Source organism: Lederbergia citri, assembly GCF_018343625.1.
Lineage (GTDB): Bacteria > Bacillota > Bacilli > Bacillales > Bacillaceae_C > Lederbergia > Lederbergia citri.
Window position 1 is genome coordinate 1219609 of sequence record NZ_JAGYPG010000001.1, and the last position, 22488, is coordinate 1242096.

Here is a 22488-nt window from a genome sequence, read left to right on the forward strand (position 1 = left end):
CTGTTCTATCAGCTGACTATATCCCCAAAAAGCCACTCCTATTAATACTGCATTTACAACTAAAGAAACTACAGCAAGTGGTTTCCAAACCTTCTTCTTTGTATCAGACCTAATCGCACTAGTAGATTGTTTAGGCGGAACTTCTTCTCTCTGAAAATTATTAACTGGTGTATTTACCTTCGTATATTTGAAAAGGAAATCGTTATATCGATTTCGTTTTTCATCATTGGACAACAGATCGTATGCTTCTTTTACAATTTTAAAGGTTTTAGAATCCCCATTTTTGTTATCCGGGTGAGTCTCCTTTACTCTTATCCTATAAGCATCTTTAATTTCATCTTTTGTTGCGAAATAGGAGACGTTTAAGACTTTGTAATAATCGATAAAATTATCCATTAGAAGACTCTCCTTATTAACTAAATGCTATTACAAGAAAACACCCAAATGAATGTATTCTTATCACGTTATGCTTTATAAATGACTAATGCCGAATAATGCACTTCAGACGCATAACTTCTTTCATTAGAGGTATTAAAGAACTTTGAAACTTCATACTTAATATCAATTAAATTATCAGGATCAATTTCTATAACAAATCTTTTTAAATCGATTTCAAACGTATCTAAAGAATCTCCTTCAATTAACTTTACTTGAGTTGTAAACATAGCTAATTACGCCCCTTCTTTTGTATTAGTAATAATTACCTGCATTTCAGTATTCAACAAGATATGCCAAAAGTCCTCTTTTTACTCATTAAAAAAGCACCCGCTAATAAATATTTAGTAGGTGATTGAAAAAACTAATTATATCTATTATTCAGTTCTTTACCTGCTTGATAATAAAAGAATAAGTTATTTTTTTCAATATCGCTCTGCTTTTCTTTCCACTCTCTATGATGATTTACAGCCTGAACACCAGCAGGAATTGCTGCTGAAATAGTATTAGTAGTGACTGTGAATACATCAAGTATGTTACCTAGCATTATTCCCACAGATGCTCCTTGAACCCATTTAGAATTAATTAGCCTGTAAGCTAGTTCCCTCAAATAACCATTTCCTTTACATTGCTCATCTATCTCTTGGATAATCGGATTTATTTCTCTTAAAATTAATTTGTCAATTTCATAAAATAAATCATCGTCATCAATATCCGACTCTATCAAATCCGTATATTTTACAATTGCACTTCTGAACCTTATTAAATACTTATCCAATTCGGAACGTATATCAATTATCTCATTAATACTAGCTCTCTCGAAACTAGGTAATTGCTCTAGCATTGTCAACGAAAGAGTGGAATGCTTAATTCTTTCTCTAGTTCCCTTAGCAATATCTATTTTTCCCTCTTTTATTCCTATTTTTACAATTTCGGTTATTTTATCATCCAACAATGGATAATTATTGCTTTGAGATAAAGTATCTTTTAAACTTTCAAAGTAAGCTTCAATATGAGAATCGTCATAAAAATCTTCTGCATTAGACGGATATCTTTCAATCTTTAACTTATCTAATTTGATAAGCCTGTCTAAAGAATCAATATCAGACCTTTGTACGATTCCATCTAGTGTAGCACTCATTGCATTCCAAATATCTTCAAACTGTTTTTCAATCTGTTTCTTTAATATTATCATCTTAGGATTATCCATCCTTCGACTTATCAGTGTCTCATAACTCAAAATTATTTGCGTAATTTCATCATGCAACCCCATTAATCCCATATGTGATATATCCCTTAAAGAATACATCCGATCTAATAATTTTGTCTTTTGAGTATATTCTATGAATCTAAATATCATATCAGCTTTAATGCTTTTTAAGGTTACTTTATCACAATAAAGCAATCCTACTTTGACTAATTCGATTTCCTTTTCTAAATTAGTGCTGTCCTCTGGAAATGTACTAACAGTCATTTCAAAGTTTCTCATAAAATCACCCCTTACCAACATTTAACAATAAGAGATAATTTATATCAATACAATTAATCCATCAGCAAAACTTTCTCCTATATCTTGCTCATAGATCAATACACACCCAACATCTTTACTCCAACCAATGCCATACAGATAAACAATACTCTCATTTTCATAAAAAATTTACTTTCAGCATTCAATTACAATTAACTCCTCATTATTAGATTTACATTCTATACACTATACAGTCATCAATTTTCTCAATTAATCTATAAATTTCCTGATTCATTTCTTCCTTTTTGATTATCTCTCTTTTAAACCAATCATTCATATGAACAATCTCAACTTTCATCTCATTCAATGTCATTTCTCATTCATTCTCCCTCAAATAATTATTCTAGGCGTTTCATTCGATATTCTATTACTTTTTCTATCAAACCTGTATAGGGCTTGTAGTAGCTTTGTAATGCGTAAAAAAAACAAAAAAAAGAGTACCATTTCAGATACTCAATAAATTTTTCTACTTATCGTTTGATTCCTTCACGTTCCAATAATCTGTATATTGTTCCAGTACCTACTTTAAAAGTCTTGCGTATATCAGCTTTGCTCGTTCCACTTCTTCCTTCTAGACCGCGCTTACGGATCCACACCTTAGTTTTGTAGAATGGATTGACTACCTTCAATGTGCATTCACTCCAATAAAAAAGACACCTGAATTAATCAGATGCCTTAATTGATATCTATTGTTAAGCTTTGTGAATCCTCAATTCCATTGTAAGGTGTGAAACTAATATTAATCGGCGCTTCTTTATTCTTTAACTCATACTCAAGCGTGACTTTTTTCTCTCCGCCTTCTGCATTGTGAAAGTAAACATCACTTGTATTCTTATTTGCTGCGTCGTATGCCCCCGATACTTCATCGAGAATTACATCGTTTTGCATAACGTCTATTCCCATTAACGCAAAGAAAAATTTCTTTCCGTCACCAGCTTGATTGATCCAACTGAACGTTATGATAGCTTTATTGTCTTTTATTTCTACCTGTTGAAAGTTTACAGTTAATTCCCCGAATAAGAGTTTTTCGTCTACAGTTATTTTGTGACTAGTTTCCTTTGGTTGTTTTTCTACTTTTGGTTTTTCTTCTTTAGCTTTAGGTTGTTCTTGCTTTGATTCTTTTGGCGATTCATTATCTTTCACAACTGGTTTACCGTCTTTATACTGAACGCAACCTGTTAACATTCCAAAGGATAGTAATGCTACGATTAATTTCTTCATCTCGCCATTCCCTCCTATGAATTAACATAGGTTCATTGTCCAACATCTGGAAATATAATGCAAGGAATTAGTGAATCCGTCACTGCAAGAGAAAACAACTTATCCATTCCAGACAAGGTGCTTTTTATAATTACTTCATATTAACAATATAACATCATAGTCATATCTCATTTATTCTCTCTCAAATAAGCCTAACGCTTTATTCTAGGCGTTCTATTAATTCTATTACCTTTTATATCAAACCTGTATAGGGCTTTGCAGGGGCGTTAAAAAGAAACAAAAAAAGGGTATCTTTTCAGACCTCCCACTTAAAGATATTTTATATCCCTTATAATTGATTCATCTTATTAATTAGATCTTGTTTGCTTGGATTCGTGTATAAAAGTGTAGTGTGAATATTACTGTGTCCTGCTTGATTTGCAACCTCATGAACGCTCATTCCCTTATTTATTGCATGACTGCAAAAGAAGTGCCTTAAATCGTGGGGCGTGATCTCTTTTTGTAACCTATTAGAAAATGTTTTAAATAGCTTATTTACTGTTGTACGGTCTAATTGCTTACCTCTATTGCTAATAAAAAGATATTCACTCTCAACCTCACCACGATCTCTTATATAGCTTTGCAATGATTCTTTGACTTTATCATTCATGAATACTGTTCTTGACTTATCTCCCTTGCCATCCTTTACAATAATCTCTCGACTGACAAAGTTAAAATCATTCATTTTAAGATTCAATGCTTCACTTATCCTTAATCCAGCATAAGCCAATAATGTAATCAAAGAGTAATTCCTTTTATTTTCACTTTCCAAAATTAATTGGCGAAACTTCTCAACGTCTTTTTGTTCTACCTTTGCAAGTGAAGCATATTGCTGTTGGACTTTTTGAAAATCCTTTTTTGTAATAACTATATCTTGTTGGTGTCCTTTCTCGACTAGAAACTCATTGAATTTTACAAGGGCATTGATTTTAGTATTGATTGTTTTGGGCTTCGATTGCTTCACTGTTTTTAGAAAGGAGATATATTCCTTCACATTCTCCCTATGCAACATTGAAAATTCCATATCCTTAGATTCATCAAACCATTTTAAAAATCCATTCACGTTCAAAATATAACCCTTGATTGTATTCTCGCTTTTGTCATCATCTTTTAAATAATGGCGCAACCGCTCGACTAAATTCATTATTATCATTCCTTTCATAAACTATGTTGAATTGACTTTTCATCTCTATGTAATAAACTATGTTGAATTATCTTTAATTATAGTACCATTAAATCAACATAAATGCAACATAGTTTATGTTATGTTGAAATATTTTCCGGATTAGAATAATTCCAAATGTCCTACTCTACCCTTATTTATAAATGGCGAAAGTTTATTTTTATAATGATTAACTATTTCAAATACATCATTTTGATTAGGTGAAAATAAGATTTTAAATCACTTAATCTATCAAAAATACAATTTTGACGATTGGACAATTCAAAATGAATCCAGTACCATACAAGCTGGGTGGGTGAAGAATACATACATTTTTTTGGTGCTCATTTGTAGCACCTCTTTTTTTATGTATCGTAATTGAATCGTTAATAATTATTGAAACGTTCAAACCCTTGGGAATACTAACTTTTTACTTATGTAAGATCATTCGTTAATACGATCATTCGCACGATTCAGCCCCTTACATATAAAGGTTTGGGGGCGTTTTTGTCATTCGCCACTCGTCTTATAACAAGAACAAATAGGAATAAGTGTTCTATGATACCTAAACAGGAAAAAGTTATTAATGGTAAAAAAAGAACGACATAAATTTGTTGTCGCTCTGAATATTTTTGCCTCATTTATTTTTAACCTAAATAGTTTCGTTCTAGTTGTGTTATAAGAGAAGGGCTAGCTCCTCGCTTACGGTAATCCGTTGTAAGCTCACCCGCCCACTTTTTAAATAAAGTGCGATTTAAAAAGATTGGATATTCATTTTGTCCCTAACCCAAAGTATATATTTTGACCTTGGTGAATTGCAAAGCGTGGTACAAGTTCTCCCTATAAGAAAGGTAAGGTGTACCGCGTTATCAACCGAATAACTCTTCAAAATAAGTATCGTTCATTTTGTTTATATATTTTGACTTGTCGCTATACTCATCTTTTCTTTCTTCGATTACTAAGCCATATTCAGCAAACACATTATTTATCATTTCTATTTTTTCATCAGTCCAGTTTCTTTTTAACCACTGTCTAAATTTCTTACCTAATTCACCTTCCTTGTCAATTTCACCCACTCGCCTAGGCAAATCATTGTAGACAGTTATGTTTAACCTAATCCATCTGTCAATTTCTTCTGCAAACTGTCGAACTTTATTACCTCTTCCATAGAGTGATTCATCTACGACTGAATGATGTTTAATGTTTGCTTGTCTGTTGAAATATCTGACGTTTAATGTCTCGGATAACAAAAGAGTCTTAGCCCCGTTTGGTTTGCTCATTATCTTTTCATTATCCTCATCATCATAGGCTATATAAATATCAATTGTATCTTTACTGTTGATTTTCCTTAAAGCTGTTCTATGAATGATTTGGCATATTTCCGCAAACATTTCTCCCATATAAACAGATTGTAATTTTTCATCATCAAACCAATTGTCACTTAAATTATCATTACTCATGTTTAGGGAAATATCATTGCCATACAGAGCAATAGCAATCATCTTATAATAATCTGCATTCATTTTTGGTAAACTGGTCAAAAACAATGATTTCCTGTCCTTTAATTCGTTTTTTCCTGTAGTGTTAAGAAGATTAATTGGTTTCGCTTCACCATTTGATTTTTCTTGCTCAAAGAATGAAATATCTTTTCCTATTGCCCCTTCATTTTTATATATAGGAATGTCCGATTTAACAGGTAAAACAAACATATCGGTATGTATTTGTTTTAATTCCAATATTCGATTACTTATTGCCTTTTGGGTAGTATTTCCTATCTTACTCCGAGAGTATTTTGAAGTATTGATATTTTCGATATTAAAATTTAATCTTCTATAATCATTATAGTTCTTGACTATTTTCGGTATAAAAAGTCCACTATATTGTTGCCAGGTTAATTGGGCAGTACCATCAAGTATTAATGTATTCAATTTCAACTTTGAGTAATCAATTTTTTCTGAAATGATTATTTTCCTACCTGATTGCCCTTTGATCTGATAATCATCAATCCTGCCAGCACCATCTTTTTTCAGTAACTTTTCAAAATGCCGTAATTGTTTCAAAGATGAGATTTTAGGTTTATTGAATTCATTTTCCTTCATTTTTTTCAAATTCCTTTTGAGATTTTTAAGGAATATAGAATTCTCATTTTCCGGTATCAAGGATGTCGTTACACTTGAAGTATTAATAGCCAATTGATGAGCAATGAGTTTGATTATTTCAGATTTATACGTTTGTGTTTCGTAAGGATTCAACTCTAAAGGTGAAACTAAATCATCGAACCAATCTAAAGTATTGTTCTTGCTACCGATATCAAATATACTCCCATTTACAAATGAAGGTTTTTCATCAATAATTAGCAATCTGTATCTTTTGGAAATAAGATTTTTTGGATCTAACTTTCTATGTATGCTCCAGCCATCCCTATATTGCTGCCACATTTTATATGTATTTAAATTCCCATATCCTAATGTCAGATTATCTAGTCTTGAATGAGTAATAATTACAATTTGATGATAAGGTACATATGGCTCAACTTCTTTTTTATTTTCGGAATTTACCAGTAACACACAACCACTGTTAAACTCCTGCATTTCTTCAAATATTTCTTCTGCCATTCCTTTTTCACGAATAACCAACAAAACAGGAATTCTTCTTTTCGAATTTCCCTCTGATACAAGATGTTTAAGAAAACATTTTAATGCCGTTGTCTTACCGTGCCCCATACTTGCATTACATACCCATTGAACATTATCGTTTATTTCCTCTTTGTTTATTAATTGCTTAAGTTGGGAATCATATTCGGATTTTAATTCTAAAAAAACATTTGCAATATCGCCAAATGCAGATATATGTATATTTCTTTGATGATCTTCGCTAATGTAATTAAACATTTCATCAATAATAGTATTTTTAATTTTTCTTTCCTCCGTTGAATTTTAGTTTGCTGATTATGTTTATTTTTTCATATATTCATTAACCATTTCTTCCACATAGACTAGGAAAAAAGTAAACAAAGTGGGTTGAATCCTTTTCCGAAGGTTCTATTTTAATAATTTAAAACCATTCATCATTAAGAATCCTGCCATTCGTTGACTGAATACAACATTTTTTTTTACTCTACTATCGCTCAGCATATCCAAAAAAAACAAGCTACTAAAAAGCGAATGATTCATATGATTTCATTCCAATCACCTCCCTGACATTAAAAACGAACAATCATATAAATTAATACCACAATAATTCGTTTTTAAATAAATTAAAACATAAAATTATCAACCCTCAACTTACTTTGTTCGGGTATTATTAATGTACCTCCTAAAATTTTCTATTTCAATTCTTTAAATTAAATAAATATCTGCTATAATTGGTATCAGGGAAATTATCCTATACTTTCTTTTAATCATGTTTATTAAAATTTTCCTTCAAAATAAAGGTTGTAATTGAACTCTATTATTTGCTCTAACGCATCACATCCTTTTTCGTTGATGCTAGAGCTTTGTTTTGTAACATTAGGCAATGCGATAAGCAAGATGATCGAAATGACAAGAAGAACTATCATCATTTCGATTAACGTAAAGCCATTTTCATTATGATTTAATATTTTTCTCATATTGATATCTCCTCTTTTATTAAATTGAATCCATCATTTGGAACATTGGTAAAAAGATGGACATGTAAATCGTTACGACAATAATCCCGATGAATGAAAAAATAATCGGTTGGACAACTAAAAATATGGATTCTGTTTTTCCCTCCAGTTTTTGAAGACAATGTTGACTGTAATAAAGCAGTTCTTTCTCAATTCTTCCGTTTTTATCACCATGGTTTACGATATAGACCATCTCTTTTTCAATAAAGCTTAATTCTGATAAAGCATCTCCAAAGGAATGGCCCACGAGTAGCATACTTTTCAATTGCTGTGCAGATTCTTGCAAGAGTGGTCTGAAAGTCTGACTTTCCATAATCATAATAATTTCATTAATGGAAAAACCGCTTCTTAGCAAATATCCCCATTCTCTTGAAAGAAAAATGGTTTGGTATAGTTTGTAAAAGGAATTAATAAGCGGAAATGATGAAAAAAAAGCAGCAATCTCTAATGCAGATTTTTTTCTAAAATGCCTTTTCATGAATAAAAGAATGGATATACCAAAAAGCATTGAAAGTAAAACATAAAATGGAACGTTTTGCATGAAGTGAAGGATAAGCTTTATCCCTACGGTCGGCTCATAACCCATAGACTGATAAAGATATTGGAATCGAGGCAATAATAAAGTATTAAGAAGAATCGCAACAAGCAGAAGAATAAACAGTAGAATAAGTGGGTACTGCATAATTTTAAATATTTTTTTTCTTTCTTGATCTTTTCTCTGTAGATAAACACCTGACTCGAGAAGTGCTTCGGCTAAAAATCCATGTTTTTCAGAGAAAAATAATTGGACACAAGCTTCTTGATCAAAATGATGCTTCAGAAATACTTCATGGATTTTGTTGCCTTTTTTTAAATCTTTAATCATCGAGTCCATCATGTAGTGCTTCTTGTTATCCAGTTTCATAAAAAAGTGAAGCACTTCCAGTAATGTAAACCCATTTTGAAGCATATCACTAGCTCTTGTTAAAAAAATGCCTTGCTCCTTAAGTGTTAACTTATTTTTTCTATTCAATAATCCAACGCTCATATTCTTCAGAAGGTAGGTAGCCAAGCGCAATCCCCTTTCTAATTAATTGTTGAAGTGTATTATATCGATATTTGCTCCTCTCTTCTCCCATATTCTTAAGCTCGAATAATAACGTGTTTCTATAAAGAATCTCATAAATTCCGAGCCTTTTTATACGAAACAAATTAGTACAGTATTTAGAGCAATTCGCACCACAAAAAGGACATTTTAAAATGACAAGCCTTTGTGCTGTTATAGCTAATAATGTTTGCTTCAATTCTCCATCTTTAATTCCAAACTCAAGAAGACGCTGGATGGCACCCTTTGCCTCTCTAGAATGCATACTTGTTAAAACTAGATGACCAGTCATTGCCGCCCTTACTGCAATCTTGGCTGTTTCTGCATCCCGTATTTCTCCAACTAGAATAACATCTGGATCATGGCGTAAAATCGCCTTCAATCCTGAGTGAAAGGAAATGCCAGCTCTTTCATTCACTTGCACTTGCAAAAGATCTTCATGATGTTTTTCTACTGGGTCTTCAAGTGAAATGACATGTCGATTTAAATTCTTAGCGCAATATTGTGCAAGTGCATACATTGTAGTTGATTTGCCACTCCCAGTTGGACCAGTCAGAACAACCAATCCATTTGCTTGAGCCATTAAAGTTGTTAAATGATGAATGGAATTTGGAAATAGAGATAAATGATCAAGTGAAATGGTGTTCTGAGGCAGAATTCTTATCGCAATGCTTTCCTTTAAATGTGCAGAAGGTAGAGTGGAAATTCTTAGAGAAATGTCTAATCCGATGATTTTTGTTTGAAGGGATCCGCTTTGTGGTTTTCTTTTTTCGCCGATATCCATCGAGGCAAGAAATTTCAAGTGTGAAATAAGTCTCTCCCCTACATCAAATGGAATCTGTTTGAGTGGAAATAAAATTCCATTAATACGAAACTGGATATGATAACTTTCTGAGTTGGGGATGATATGAATATCTGTTGCATCATCATGCAAAGCCTGGAAAAGAAGAAGATTTGCTTTTCTTTCAATATTCATTCTTCATAAAACACCACCTTTACTTTTCGTTAATTACTTACATTCGACACATCTCATCATTTTCCTGCAAGAAAATAAAAGTTTTTAAAATTATTATTTTTTTCCTTAATGAGGTATAATAAATAAGTGAAGAAATAATATAATATCACTCATTCGTCACAAACAAGAGCGCCACATATATTTACATTATTGAACTAATTCATTTATAATAATGTATTGATGGACTTAGGCTGCAAAGGAGGGATACATATGGATCGTATGTACAGAGTTTTAGGATTTTGGACTGGTATTTTTACAATTATGTTTTATCTTGGCGGCATGGACAAAACCGCTTTGCTTTTCCTAGGACAAACAGGATTCTTTGTTCTGCTTAGTTATTTAAGATTAACTGAACGTATGTATATGTATGTGTTTGCCGCATATTTAACAGTATTCTTTGCTGGTTTTACATACTATACATTGTTCCTAATGCCTCCAGGCGGCGGATTAGGATAAAAGCAAATCAAGAAAAGCGCAAAGCGCCTGTCCAATTTTATCATTTCTTAATCAATTAAAAAGGCTATACCTTACTTAAGGTATAGCCTTTTTACTATTTACTCTATTTTAAAAATGGATTGCTTTCTTTTTCCTTTTGAATGGTCGTAACTGCCCCATGTCCTGGAAGTACTTCTGTCGTTTCCGGATAATTAAAAAGCTTTGATTTGATGCTTGCGATAAGTTGTTCATGGTTTCCACCAGGGAGATCAGTTCTTCCAATACTGCCCTCAAAGAGTGTATCTCCTGCAAAAATCGCATTAGCCTCTTTTGAATAATAAGAAATACTACCTGGTGAGTGACCAGGGGTATGAAGAATATGTAATAAAAATGGACCGATTGTTATTGGATCTTCATTAGATATTAAATGATCGGCTGCTTTTGCAGTAATATTTGCTCCAAAACGAGCAGATCCATTCAATGCTGAATTTGTTAACCAATCCGCTTCTTTTTCATGTATATATACAGGAATTGACCATTCCTCTCTAACCAAATCAACCGCTCCAATATGATCAAAATGAGCATGTGTCATCATTATAGCTAGTGGTCTTAGGCCCTCTTCCTTTAAATAGTTATTTAAATCCTCCCCTTGATCACCTGGATCAAAAATAATACATTCTTTTTCTTGATTAAATAAAATATAACAATTGGTTTCTATTGGACCAAGCGGGATTTGAATCCATTTCACTGCGCTTACCTCCTACTTCATTTTATACAATTATACATGAGCCATCGTTTGTTTTTCATACAAAAGGGCAATATAAGTATACCTCTATATTTTCATTCATAGAAGTGTCACTTTTGAAACTCGACAAAGCCAAAGAAAAGTAATAAAATATGTAGGAGCATCATTATATATTCGTACATAGAAATTGCTGAATAATTTCAGAAGGGAGCTTTTAAATATGGGTACAGCTATTATTTTCCTTTTAGTTGCGATACTTGCGGTTTTTGGCACTTTTAGCGCTCTAAAAAACAAAAATATTCTTGGAATTCTATTCGGTGCTGGTTCTATTGGAGTATTTGGCTTTTTCGCCATAATGACACTAATAAAACTCCCTGCATCACTTCCACAATAATAACGATAAGAAAAGAGGTTATTCCAAAACATTATTGTTTCTGGAATAGCCTCTTTTTGTATTAAGTAGAAGTTATAACAAGCGGAAATTGTTTGCCGGTTTTTATATTTAGTAACTGTTCATATTGGTACCCATACAAACATAAATCCCCTTCATTGGAACACATAATCGGCTTATTTTCTAAATCATTAAATAGTACATTTTTTTTATGTTGTTTTATATCAATACTGACCAATTCAAATCCTTCATTGTAATGATCAGCACTATCGTGTTTTTTTGGAGCAAAGGTAAGGAAAGTATCATTTTTATTAAAAGTGTAATAAGGAATGAGCCAATCTGAATATTGTGTTAGATTTGGGAATGCAATGTGAGATATTTCTTTCAGTTTTGAATCATAAAATGAGTATTTTATTTCTTCTTTATTTTCCTCTTCTACTTTTATGGTCATGAAATGATCATTAAATGTATCAAATCGGAATACTTTATCAAATATTTTTTCAGAATCAGTTGTGGATATTAATGACTTTTTTAAGACAGGGGCAAAGAAAGATACCTCATTTTCTTTCCAATCTTGCTCAAGAATTTGCTTATCATCATACCATTTTAAAAATGGCTGAACATCCTCTATGTTTTCAACCGATCCAGTTTCACTGTTTATCAGTTTCACATTATAGGACCAATCTTCAAAAAAAGCAGTGAGCAGCATTAACGAAGGATTCATTTCATTCCATTCATACACAAGTTCATATGAATCTATTTCAGTTGAAAATTCGATGTTCGCTTTATAATCGGTAAAATATATATTCGCAGAATGAGAATATTGGGAGGTATGAATAAAAAGTTTTTCGGTATTCTTATGGATTAACACATTCATAATTGGCGCATCTGAAGTAAATATTGATTCTTGGTTTCCACCAAATATATTATAAGAAGTTAAATAATAATTTCCTTCCATTACATAAGAATAAAGAATCGTTTGATCATCTAGCCATCCATATACTTTTTCAAAAGACCCTCTTTCGACTTTGAGAGGCTTAGGTTGCTCCATATTGATATCCTCATTTTTTTCACCCGTTTCACTAGGATGGCTTTGCGGTTTATTAGAAGGGGGTGCATCTGCTTGTGATATAGAACAGCCTGAAAGAAGAAAAAAAAGAAATAATCCAATCACTATATGGAAAATAGCAGTCTTACACATTTGCACCCCTCTTTCAAATTTGATACTCATATAATAGTACGTTTTAACGCTATAAATGTTTCAATTGGTTTACAAAAATTACAGTAATTTTACAGAGGGTATTTCCAAAAAAACCCCGCAACTTCCGTTGATGGGGTTTTTTTGTTTTACTGGCTCAGCTCTTCTCTATTTTCGTAGAAACGAAGCAAATCACCGTTAATGATTTTATCAGAATAATCAAGTTCTGTTTTTGTTTTCTCTTTATACGGCTCACAAAAAGAGTCTTCGACGGGTTGTTCAGATTCTTTTGAATAACAAGTGCTATCCGTATATACATAGTCTTTCGTTATAAATGTTCCATCTCTAAAAACAGCAAAATCATGATGATCAGGAGAAAATAGGTCCTCACCAAATTGAATATCATTTTTAGTATTTACACCAAGAAGGTGAAGTAAGGTTGGCTTTAAGTCAATTTGGCCAGCTACTTTTGAAATGGTCTTTCCTTTTCCATTATCCGTTACTCCAGGAATATGAATAATTAATGGCACTCTTTGTAGTTGTGCACTTACAAATGGTGTAACTTCTTTTCCTAAATATTGAGACATTGCTTCATTATGATTTTCAGAAATACCGTAGTGGTCTCCGTACATAACGATAATGGAATTTTCATATATTCCTTCATCTTTTAATTTTTGAAAGAACTCTTTAACAGCTTCATCCATGTATCTCACTGTTGTGAAATATCTGTTTAAAGTACCACTTTTTGAATCATATTCCGAAATAAATTTATCTTCATCATCTAATTTAAATGGATGATGATTCGTCAACGTAATCATTTTTGTATAAAAAGGCTTTTTCATTGTTTTCATTAAATCAACTGATTGCTCAAAGAAAGGGATGTCTTTCATTCCCCACCCAACAGAGTTTTCAGGCGTTATCTCATAATCAGAAGCAGAATAAAAATAGTTATAACCTAATGATTGATACATAATATCCCGATTCCAGAAGCTTTTATTGTTAGCATGCATCGTAGATGTGAAATAACCCTTTTCACTAAGCTTTTTGGCCATTGCATCGTATTCATTTCCGGAATGTGTAAAAAAGACCGCTCCACGACCTAATGGATATAAAGAATTTTCAAGCAAAAATTCGGAATCAGATGTTTTCCCTTGCCCTGTTTGGTGATAAAACTGATCGAAATAATAACTATCGTTAATTAATTCATTCAGAAATGGAGTAACTTCTTGTCCATATACATCATTATGAATGACAAAGTTTTGCAAAGACTCTAAAGAGACAACGATCAAGTTTTTATTTTCGGCAATTCCAAACATATCCTTATCTGGTTTTACATAATTGGCTTTAATATAGTTATCAATGTCGATTAGTTCACTGCCATCGGCCATAGCCCTTTGAGCGGATGATTTTGATTGTAGGAAAATATCGTACAAATGATAATTATACGTTCCAATATTTTTAACGAGCATTTCTCTGTCAAATGTCCTTGTCAATAATTGTGGACGTTCAGTTTCTGCCAGACCAATATTTAAAAAGAGAATAGCAGCAGATACAAGGAAATAAGCACGGCGAGTTACTTTATTGATTGGTTTCATTTCTATATCTTTTTGTTTAAATTTAATCAGCAAGAATAATAGAATGACATCAATAAAATAAACAAAATCAAGCCATTTAATTTCTGATGCGGCACTGTCTCCCAGGTCCCCAAAATTACTAGTTTGGAATAATACTGGCAGTGTCAAAAAGTCAGTGAAAAATCGGTAAAAAACAACATTTGCATATAAAATAAAGCTTACTAGCAAACTTGTAATTAAAATGTACCTATTTTGATTTTTTCTTGATTTAAAGAATAGCGATAATCCAAAAATAAAAAGCAAAAAGCTTAATGGGTTAATAAATAAAATAAGCTCTTGCATGAAATTTTCAATTTTGATGTTAAAGCTTGTTTTATACACAATATAAGTTTTAATCCAGAGCAATAAGACAGCTACAACTGGAAGAACTATATTGGCTTTCTTAAGCCTTTTCATTCTCATAACCCTCCTTACTAAGCCAATACAATACGTTGATATTTCCAATTATTTGGAAAGGTCCGGAATTACTAACGACTATCATAATATGTTTCTTTCAAAAAATCAAATGCCCGACTATTCAGTAAGCAAGAACAAAAGAGCAAGGTGTGCCTGCCTTTATTGCGAGAATTAAAAGTTCAGTGTAAAAAAGTTCGTAGTTCGACTTTTATTGTCGCTGGTTTTTGACCACGAGCAGATTGCGCCTGGAGTTAGACGGAAACTATTCTCTAGAAATATAACCATAGAGTGTCAATTAATATTTTCCTATGTAACCACAAAGTATCTTATTCTATATTCCTTATATATAGACGTGCTAATCACGTAAAAGTTTCATTAGTTGACCAGAAATGAAAATTTCATACTTTAGACACAAAAAAGGTGAGAAACTTGTTCTCACCTTTTCCCTTATTAATTTTTATTAGCAGCCAACCAAGCTGCACCTGCTATTCCAGCGTCATTGCCTAATTGTGCTAGTACAATTTCCGTGGAATCTCCTACAGGTTTAAAAGCATATTTCTTAAAGAATTCCTCTATTTTGCCTAGTAAAAAGTCCCCGGCTTTTGATACTCCGCCACCAATAACGATTTTCGCCGGATTAAAAGTACTGCCGATATTGGCAAGTGCCAATCCTAAGTGATCTGCCAATGAATCAACGGTGCGAAGAGCTAGTTCATCGCCTGTTTGAGCAGCATCAAAAATATCTTTCGCAGTAATATCTCCGTTTTTTTGCAGAAGTTCTTTTAATGGAGAATCTCCTTCGTATTCTGCAAGAAATTCTTTTGCCGTACGAACGATTCCTGTAGCAGATGCCACTGTTTCTAAGCAGCCTTGTTTTCCACAATTACACATATATCCGCCCTTGGGTACTGCTGTTATGTGGCCAATCTCACCAGCCGCCCCTTTTGCACCATGAACAATATCTCCGTTGACGATAACGCCGCCGCCAACGCCTGTACCAAGTGTAATGGCAATTAAATCTTTAGCCCCTTTTCCTGCGCCTTTCCACATTTCACCAAGTGCTGCTGCATTCGCATCATTTTCGATGGCGACAGGAACGCCTACAGCCTCCTGCATTAAATCTCTTAGCGGGAAGTTATCTGGCCAACCAAGATTAACAGCCTCAAACATTACACCCAATTCCTGATCTATTGGTCCCGGTGCCCCAACACCTGCCGCTTTTAATTTTTCGTGTGGTACATTTAACTCAGCTAATTTATTATGAACAGCTTTCCCAATATCTGGTATGATGCTGCTTCCGTTATTAGCAATATTCGTTGGAATTTCCCATTTATGTACAATATCGCCTTCTTCAGTTAAAAAAGCTAATTTTACGGATGTTCCTCCAATATCGATGCCTAATAACCATTTTTCATTTTCCATGTTCTTCCCCACTTTTCCTTCTATTGTTTTCTATTAATATTTCATTTCTTAATATTGAGAGCGCTTTATGCAATTCGTCCTTATTAATCAGACTTGAATAATATAAATCTTTAATTTCGGATATCATTAGTTCCAAATCCAATAATCTTTCTCCCATATATACAAAAATTCCAAATTTTTTCAGTAATTGTTGAACATCATATACACTATTCATTTAGTCATCACCATTTTAAAGTTGAAATGCATTCTTGCTCTCTAAATATAAGAATATCTTCTTCCTAACTGTAGAGCAAGACTAATTATTACGAAATCCAAAGTGTAATAATCCACTTGCTATGATAATTGTGGATAGTAGAAATATTACTTGCGTCATTTTGTTTCGCTTTTTCGGAAAATGAACGGCTCCAGTAGCCAAGAATCCTCCAACTAAACCACCAATATGTCCGGCATTATCAATTCCAGTTACAGTAAAACCAAAAATTAAATTAAAGACAATTACGCCAATTACATTCATGCCCATCGTTCGAAAAAAAACTTGAGGATAAGCAAATCCTAGATATAACAGAGCTCCGAAACAACCGAAAATGGCACCGCTTGCACCAGCAGATAATGAAGGGCTAAAAACAAAGCTAGCAAGTGTCCCCATAAATCCTGAAAAAAGATAAATCCAAAAAAACCTTATGTGACCAAACATTTTTTCTACAGTTGTACCTAAATAATATAAGGCAAACGTATTCATTGCAAGATGAAATATTCCAATATGTATGAAAATCGGTGTAAAGAAACGCCACCATTCGCCATTTAATATAAGAGGATTAAATTTTGCTCCGTATTTAATAAGTGTTTCAGCGTTAGTCGTTCCCCCATTCCCCTCCATTATCAAAAATACGACCACTTGAAAAACCATAAAAAAATAGGTCAATCGTGGTTTAGTGAAATCAAACAACTTTTGTTCTTCTTCCCCATCAATAGAAGCCGCCCTCTTTAATACTCCTTGACGGAGTGTAAAAATTTCAGCATCTTCGTATTCTTCTTTAAGCAAAAAATCAATGTGAGTATGGAGAGTTTCACTAATTCTTTTAATGGAACTTTGATAATTTTCACGAGATAATATGATGGTGGAAACGTTTGTTTTTCCTATTGAAGCTGAAAGGGTTTTTTCGGGAGTCATATGCTCTGAATCAATCGGAGGGTATGTTGAAACATAAATGTTTAAAATGTTCAATGATCTACGAAAATAATGTTTTCTTAATTTTTCAGCCTGAATAGCTGCTTTTTGTTGGTCTCGAATGACAGGATTAGACCAAACTAAATCAGCTCTTAATATACGAATAAATGTGGCATGTTTATTTTTCCTATTTTCAAGCCACATACCATTTTGTGCATCATTCATATTCATTAAACGATATCCGCATTCGTACATTAAAAAATACGCAAGGCGCCAAAATAAAAAAGTTTCCCTTCCCACAATTAAAAAATACCCCCAAGCATTCAAACTTCTTATATTTTAATATAACGAAAAGTAATAAACGTTGCAAAAAGAATATAAGAAAAGCTGGTCTATATAAGATCCAGCTGCAAATATGGGTGTAACATATTCATCTACTTTCGAAAAGCTGAGCTTAATAATTTTGAGCGGACCCCGGGTATGTTCATCATTGTGTTCACACTAACTTTTCGAAGATAACGATTACCAAGAAAAGCATTCAACAGTTTGTAGCGAAAGCGATAAGCTGTGCCTAAGACAGCAAGTGCTGAGATCATTTTTACGATAAACCTGATCATGTATTATCCCTCCTTGTCTTATGTTTACTTATCAGCTTCTTTTTATGCATTGCATATGATTACTTCTTCCTCCGTAATGATTTTTCCAACTGGAATATCATGATTTTCAATCGGTAGTTTTTCTGAGATTTGCATAGAAAAACAAAGCGAAATCGTAGCGCCATTAAATCCAGTTAAAAAGCGATCATAGTATCCTCCACCAAATCCTACACGAAATCCTTCTCGATTAAACACTAATCCAGGAACTATTAATAAATGTATTTCATCATTTTCAACTTTCATCGTTTTTGCTTCCTTTGGTTCAAATAAACCAAAGAATACTGTTTCTAACTGATCAAATGCAGTAATTTGTCTGAATTCCATTTTATTCTCGGAAGGGTAACACTTTGGTACGACAATCTTTTTCCCTGCTTCCCACCCTCTTCTAATGATTTGCCATGTATCTACTTCTGGAAAATGAGATACCGTAATACCAATCGTTTCAGCATTTTTCCATTCGTCCGTTAAAAAGAGTTCATTGGCTATCATATAAGACCAGTGTTCATATGTAATTCGATCGAGAGATTTTAATTCATCTTTGTAACTTTTTCGAATTGTTTTCTTATCCATATACATCCATCTCCTTGCAACTTATCATATTAGAAAAGCGCAAGCGCCTTGCCCATCGACGTACAGGCCCACAGGATGTGGGTCCGTCGACGTCGCCACAGGACGTGGCGGTGTTTAGTCGACGTTCATTTTCGGCCTTCGACTGAGATAAAGGAAACACGATGAGTCCGGTAGGACGAATCGATGTTGACTTATCGTAGGGAAAAGGACAAGAAGTTTGCTAGTCGATAGGCGCTGGAGCTAGACACTACTGCCATTAGCTTAAAAGTACATTTCTTAAAAAGCATATCTTTATTAATTTCCAAAAAAGCCAGAAACACTGTATAATGTAGTGTTTCTGGCTTTTTGAATAAACGCTTTTAATGTTACTTTGTTTCGCGGTGCAAAGTAACTCGTTTTTCTCTAGGGCAATATTTTTTAAGCTCAAGACGGTCAGGATTATTACGTTTATTTTTTGTTGAAATATAATTACGCTCACTGCATTCCGTGCAAGCTAATGTAATGTTAACGCGCATGTCTTTCCCTCCAAACTCCAATGCATTCTTCACTGTACATACGACTTTTTTATAATAGCACTATTTTTTCCGAAATGCTAGTATCTATTTGTATCGTCAATTAATTTTATATGAAATGATATATTCTTATGGTATAAATAGAATTAGTACAACACATCTGGGGTGGCTTATGGATACAATTATCATTATTTTATTAAGTTTAGCAGTTCTCTTATTCGTCATTTCGTTTTTCCAATCTGATAAGGTTAAGGTTTTGGAAAAAGAAGTAGAGCAATTATCTATGAATATGTTGCAGGACCATTATCTTATGAAGAAAAGACTTAAAGTCCTTGAAGAAGAATTACTTATAGGGCAAAGCTTTATCAATGATTCACCGAAACACGAGAAAACCCGAGAACCTAACGAAATATTAAAAAATCATGTTTTAGCCTTATATAATCAAGGCCTTGATATCCAACAAATTTCCAAACAATCATCTTTGTCGGTTGAAACAGTTAAAGACATTATTAAAAGGCGGCAGGATACTTTTGGAGGTATTTGAGGGATGAATAAACAAACTACAAGAGCCTTTGCTTCGGGATTATTAATCTCAGCTTTAATTCTTTATGCATATGTACAGTTTTTTCAAAAAAAACCGGAACCTGTAGTTTCCATCAAAGAAGGCTATATGGAAATAAAGAAAAGCGATTATGAAACATTGAAAAAAGAATCGAAAGACTGGCAGGAAAAATATAAACAGCTTTCGCAAAAGAAAGATGAAGAAAAAACTGCAAATGTAACAGAGCCTATCATAAAGAATTACCGATTGGTTATTTCTGAAGGAATGGCATCAAAAGAAATTTGCACTGAACTAGAAAACGCAGGATTAATTGATGACGCTGAAGATTTTAATGATTATTTGGCTAATAAAAACTTACAGAAATATATACAAATTGGAACGTATGAATTAAATGATACGATGACTTTTGAAGAAATTAGTAATATCATTGCAAAAGAATCCTAAAAAAAGAAAGCAGAAGTTCTGCTTTCTTTTTTATTTATTCTTGGTCACTCTCATTCTCATTTACTTTTTCTTCTTCAGTAATCCCTTTAGCTCTCTTTTCTTTTAAATCAAAATAAGCTTTCAATACTCTTTTTCCAATATCCATATTTACGTTATTCTCAGATCCACCTTTTAAATACGCTGATGGAACAAGTACGGACATGGCAACTTCTGGTTTATCAAAAGGTGCATAACCTACTAGAGATAAATTCCATACTCCTTTTCCTTGATCAGTCGTTTCGGCAGTACCTGTTTTACCAGCTGCATTGTATGGACGAAGATCTGGAGCGTTAAAAGCAACCCCTGTACCACTTGGATGATGGAATACACCATAAAATGCATTCTGAACGTGTTTGATTTGGCTGTCAGTTGCATCGATTTTATTTAAAACTTTTGGCTTAATTTCCTGAACAATCGGACCAAGATTACCATTTTCATCTCCTGGATCGCGGATTTCCTTGACTATGTGCGTTTGCATACGATAACCACCATTAGCAATCGTAGAAACGTATTGAGCAAGCTGTAATGGTGTAAAAGAGTCGTATTGTCCTATCGCAAAGTCCAATGTAACCCCCGCATTGTCATTTGCAATATTCCCCTTAAATCCTATTTGTTCTCCTGGTAAATCAAGACCCGTTCTTACCCCCAGCCCAAATTGGTTAAAGTAATAGCGCATATCATTCATTGCCTTATATTTGTCAATACTTAACTTTTGATGCGCTCGATATTGACCACCCCCGATAGCAATGGCAGTCTTAAACATATAAACGTTTGATGAGCGAATAAGAGCCATCGTATCCGTTAAAGACATAGAACCCCTATTAGAAAACCAAGACTTTTTTGGTTGTGTATCCTTAAAGTAAAGAATTTCATCTAATATTGGCTTTCCTTGATAGTTGACACCAGTCATATAACCCGTTAAAACCGTAGCCCCTTTTACCGCAGATCCAGGAACATAGGCAGTTGTAAAATTCCCTGAAGCGAAATCCTTAAACGTATATTTTTTCTCATCTTCATCATACGAATATTGCTTCCCAGATAAAGCTAATATTTCCCCTGTATAAGGATCCATCATCGTGACAAAAGCGCGGTCCAAAAGCTGTGTGCTACCCTTTGCTTTTGTTTTAAGGATTTCTTCTTCAAGTATTTTATCGATCGCTTTCTGCAAATCCATATCTATAGTAAGGATAAGATCTTTTCCCCGTTCTCCTTCTGAAACCGGGACAGTTTCAAGAACCTCACCAGATTTTGTTATATTTTTTACTTTTTCTTTTTGTCCACGAAGTACATCTTCATATTGCAGTTCTATATAACTTTTTCCTACGCGATCGTTTCTGCTATAGCCCCTTGCTTCATAGTAATCCAATTTTTCTACAGGCAAGCCTTGAGAAACATTCCCTAAAATGGATCTTAATGTATCATCGTACACATATACACGTTCCCAATCCGTTGTCGTATCTACACCAGGTAACATACCTAGATGTTCATTAACTATGGCATATTCTTCCAAAGTGACATCTTTATTTTTTACAAATTGAGGATCAAGAGCATAGCCTCCAGTGAACTCCCTATAGATTGCAAGAACTTCCAAGTCTTCTTTAGTCAAAGTGGCCAGCTCTTCGTCCGTAACACGGTCCCTTTGAAGTTTATATAGCTCAGCTTGTTTTCCTTTATATGTTTCTAGCTCTTTTTCCGTCACTTTGGCTTGTGCTTTTTCAGGATTGAGTAATAGCCAAAAGTCTACTTTATCCCTATGTGTAATTTTATCTGTATCTTTATGGATAATTTTTGCGAGAGTTCGAGCAGTTTCCAATGTCTTTTCAGCATCAAATTGCTTTGGAGCTGTATAAGTAATGGCTTTCTGCGGCTCATTTTTGACTACAGGATTGTAATTCCGGTCATATATTAATCCGCGCGGGACAGATGTTTTAACCGTTACATCCTCTGTTCGATCAATTTCTCTTTTTGCATCCTCTCCATTTACAATCTGAACAAATCCTAAACGAAGAATAAGCATCGAAAACATAATAAATACAACAAAAAATAACATGTTCATCCTTAAAGGAACATGAGTCTTTTTCTTCTTATTTTTTCCCAACTTACCCCGTCCCCTTCTTTTACAACTTATTCTCATTGTAAAAGAAAAGGGAGGACAATTCCACCTTAAAATATTGACAGCCAGT

General features: G+C 33.4%; 24 protein-coding genes and 1 pseudogene. 4 read left to right on the plus strand and 21 right to left on the minus strand.

The window, feature by feature from the left end:
• Positions 1–195: 195 nt before the first annotated feature.
• The 11 genes and pseudogenes from KHA97_RS23905 to comGA all read right to left on the minus strand — a co-directional run.
• Positions 196–396 (minus strand): annotated as a pseudogene (locus tag KHA97_RS23905) (DnaJ domain-containing protein); the annotation flags it as partial.
• A gap of 68 nt (positions 397–464) precedes the next feature.
• Positions 465–665, minus strand: a complete 201-nt coding sequence (locus KHA97_RS06215) for a sporulation protein Cse60 (protein WP_213123831.1) — start codon at positions 663–665, stop codon at positions 465–467.
• Between the two features lie 134 nt (positions 666–799).
• Positions 800–1924 carry a hypothetical protein gene (locus KHA97_RS06220; RefSeq protein ID WP_213123832.1) on the minus strand — a complete coding sequence of 375 codons (1125 nt, stop codon included), beginning with the start codon at positions 1922–1924 and terminating at the stop codon, positions 800–802.
• A gap of 211 nt (positions 1925–2135) precedes the next feature.
• The gene (locus KHA97_RS06225) at positions 2136–2276 is read right to left on the minus strand and encodes a hypothetical protein (protein ID WP_213123833.1); all 141 of its coding nucleotides are present in this window, start codon (positions 2274–2276) and stop codon (positions 2136–2138) included.
• A 157-nt stretch (positions 2277–2433) separates the two neighbouring features.
• Positions 2434–2592: a hypothetical protein gene (locus tag KHA97_RS06230; protein WP_213123834.1), complete on the minus strand. Its 159-nt coding sequence runs from the start codon at positions 2590–2592 to the stop codon at positions 2434–2436.
• 46 nt (positions 2593–2638) lie between these two features.
• Positions 2639–3184, minus strand: a complete 546-nt coding sequence (locus KHA97_RS06235) for a DUF5067 domain-containing protein (RefSeq protein ID WP_213123835.1) — start codon at positions 3182–3184, stop codon at positions 2639–2641.
• A gap of 328 nt (positions 3185–3512) precedes the next feature.
• The gene (locus KHA97_RS06240) at positions 3513–4367 is read right to left on the minus strand and encodes a tyrosine-type recombinase/integrase (RefSeq protein WP_213123836.1); all 855 of its coding nucleotides are present in this window, start codon (positions 4365–4367) and stop codon (positions 3513–3515) included.
• Positions 4368–5254: 887 nt separating this feature from the next.
• Positions 5255–7276 carry a hypothetical protein gene (locus KHA97_RS06245; RefSeq protein WP_213123837.1) on the minus strand — a complete coding sequence of 674 codons (2022 nt, stop codon included), beginning with the start codon at positions 7274–7276 and terminating at the stop codon, positions 5255–5257.
• 518 nt (positions 7277–7794) lie between these two features.
• Positions 7795–7995, minus strand: a complete 201-nt coding sequence (comGC, locus tag KHA97_RS06250; protein WP_213123838.1) for a competence type IV pilus major pilin ComGC — start codon at positions 7993–7995, stop codon at positions 7795–7797.
• A gap of 19 nt (positions 7996–8014) precedes the next feature.
• The gene (gene comGB / locus KHA97_RS06255; RefSeq protein ID WP_213123839.1) at positions 8015–9085 is read right to left on the minus strand and encodes a competence type IV pilus assembly protein ComGB; all 1071 of its coding nucleotides are present in this window, start codon (positions 9083–9085) and stop codon (positions 8015–8017) included.
• The gene (gene comGA / locus KHA97_RS06260; RefSeq protein WP_213123840.1) at positions 9039–10094 is read right to left on the minus strand and encodes a competence type IV pilus ATPase ComGA; all 1056 of its coding nucleotides are present in this window, start codon (positions 10092–10094) and stop codon (positions 9039–9041) included. The genes comGB and comGA overlap by 47 nt, the downstream gene beginning before the upstream one ends.
• Before the next feature lie 249 nt (positions 10095–10343).
• Between comGA and KHA97_RS06265 the strand changes: the two genes are divergently transcribed.
• Positions 10344–10589, plus strand: a complete 246-nt coding sequence (locus KHA97_RS06265; protein WP_213123841.1) for a DUF2626 domain-containing protein — start codon at positions 10344–10346, stop codon at positions 10587–10589.
• A gap of 103 nt (positions 10590–10692) precedes the next feature.
• Here KHA97_RS06265 and KHA97_RS06270 read toward each other — a convergent pair whose 3' ends face one another.
• Positions 10693–11316: an MBL fold metallo-hydrolase gene (locus tag KHA97_RS06270; RefSeq protein ID WP_213123842.1), complete on the minus strand. Its 624-nt coding sequence runs from the start codon at positions 11314–11316 to the stop codon at positions 10693–10695.
• A gap of 217 nt (positions 11317–11533) precedes the next feature.
• Here KHA97_RS06270 and KHA97_RS06275 point away from each other — a divergent pair, with 217 nt between their 5' ends.
• Positions 11534–11707, plus strand: a complete 174-nt coding sequence (locus KHA97_RS06275) for a DUF2759 domain-containing protein (protein ID WP_213123843.1) — start codon at positions 11534–11536, stop codon at positions 11705–11707.
• A 61-nt stretch (positions 11708–11768) separates the two neighbouring features.
• Here KHA97_RS06275 and KHA97_RS06280 read toward each other — a convergent pair whose 3' ends face one another.
• The 8 genes from KHA97_RS06280 to rpmG form a co-directional block, all read right to left on the minus strand.
• A complete protein-coding gene (locus KHA97_RS06280) occupies positions 11769–12905 on the minus strand; it encodes a YqgU-like beta propeller domain-containing protein (protein WP_213123844.1) in 1137 nt (378 codons plus the stop codon).
• 146 nt (positions 12906–13051) lie between these two features.
• Complete coding sequence (locus KHA97_RS06285; RefSeq protein WP_213123845.1) at positions 13052–14932, minus strand: LTA synthase family protein; 1881 nt, start codon at positions 14930–14932, stop codon at positions 13052–13054.
• Between the two features lie 450 nt (positions 14933–15382).
• On the minus strand, positions 15383–16354 hold the full coding sequence (locus tag KHA97_RS06290) for an ROK family glucokinase (RefSeq protein ID WP_213123846.1): 972 nt from the start codon (positions 16352–16354) through the stop codon (positions 15383–15385).
• Positions 16344–16568 (minus strand): YqgQ family protein, encoded by a 225-nt coding sequence (locus KHA97_RS06295; protein WP_213123847.1) that lies wholly within the window; start codon positions 16566–16568, stop codon positions 16344–16346. Before KHA97_RS06295 ends, KHA97_RS06290 begins: the two co-directional genes overlap by 11 nt.
• Before the next feature lie 81 nt (positions 16569–16649).
• Complete coding sequence (locus KHA97_RS24395; RefSeq protein WP_213123848.1) at positions 16650–17822, minus strand: rhomboid family intramembrane serine protease; 1173 nt, start codon at positions 17820–17822, stop codon at positions 16650–16652.
• 134 nt (positions 17823–17956) lie between these two features.
• Complete coding sequence (locus tag KHA97_RS06305; RefSeq protein ID WP_213124363.1) at positions 17957–18139, minus strand: hypothetical protein; 183 nt, start codon at positions 18137–18139, stop codon at positions 17957–17959.
• Between the two features lie 42 nt (positions 18140–18181).
• Positions 18182–18748, minus strand: a complete 567-nt coding sequence (locus KHA97_RS06310) for a 5-formyltetrahydrofolate cyclo-ligase (protein WP_213123849.1) — start codon at positions 18746–18748, stop codon at positions 18182–18184.
• Between the two features lie 365 nt (positions 18749–19113).
• On the minus strand, positions 19114–19263 hold the full coding sequence (gene rpmG / locus KHA97_RS06315; RefSeq protein ID WP_082881210.1) for a 50S ribosomal protein L33: 150 nt from the start codon (positions 19261–19263) through the stop codon (positions 19114–19116).
• Positions 19264–19432: 169 nt separating this feature from the next.
• Here rpmG and KHA97_RS06320 point away from each other — a divergent pair, with 169 nt between their 5' ends.
• Both KHA97_RS06320 and KHA97_RS06325 read left to right on the plus strand, forming a co-directional pair.
• A complete protein-coding gene (locus KHA97_RS06320) occupies positions 19433–19804 on the plus strand; it encodes a hypothetical protein (protein WP_213123850.1) in 372 nt (123 codons plus the stop codon).
• A 3-nt stretch (positions 19805–19807) separates the two neighbouring features.
• Entirely contained in the window at positions 19808–20266 is a 459-nt protein-coding gene (locus KHA97_RS06325) for an endolytic transglycosylase MltG (RefSeq protein WP_213123851.1), read from the plus strand.
• A gap of 34 nt (positions 20267–20300) precedes the next feature.
• On the opposite strand, the gene KHA97_RS06330 is transcribed toward KHA97_RS06325, so the two are convergent.
• A complete protein-coding gene (locus tag KHA97_RS06330) occupies positions 20301–22439 on the minus strand; it encodes a peptidoglycan D,D-transpeptidase FtsI family protein (RefSeq protein WP_213123852.1) in 2139 nt (712 codons plus the stop codon).
• Positions 22440–22488 lie beyond the last annotated feature (49 nt).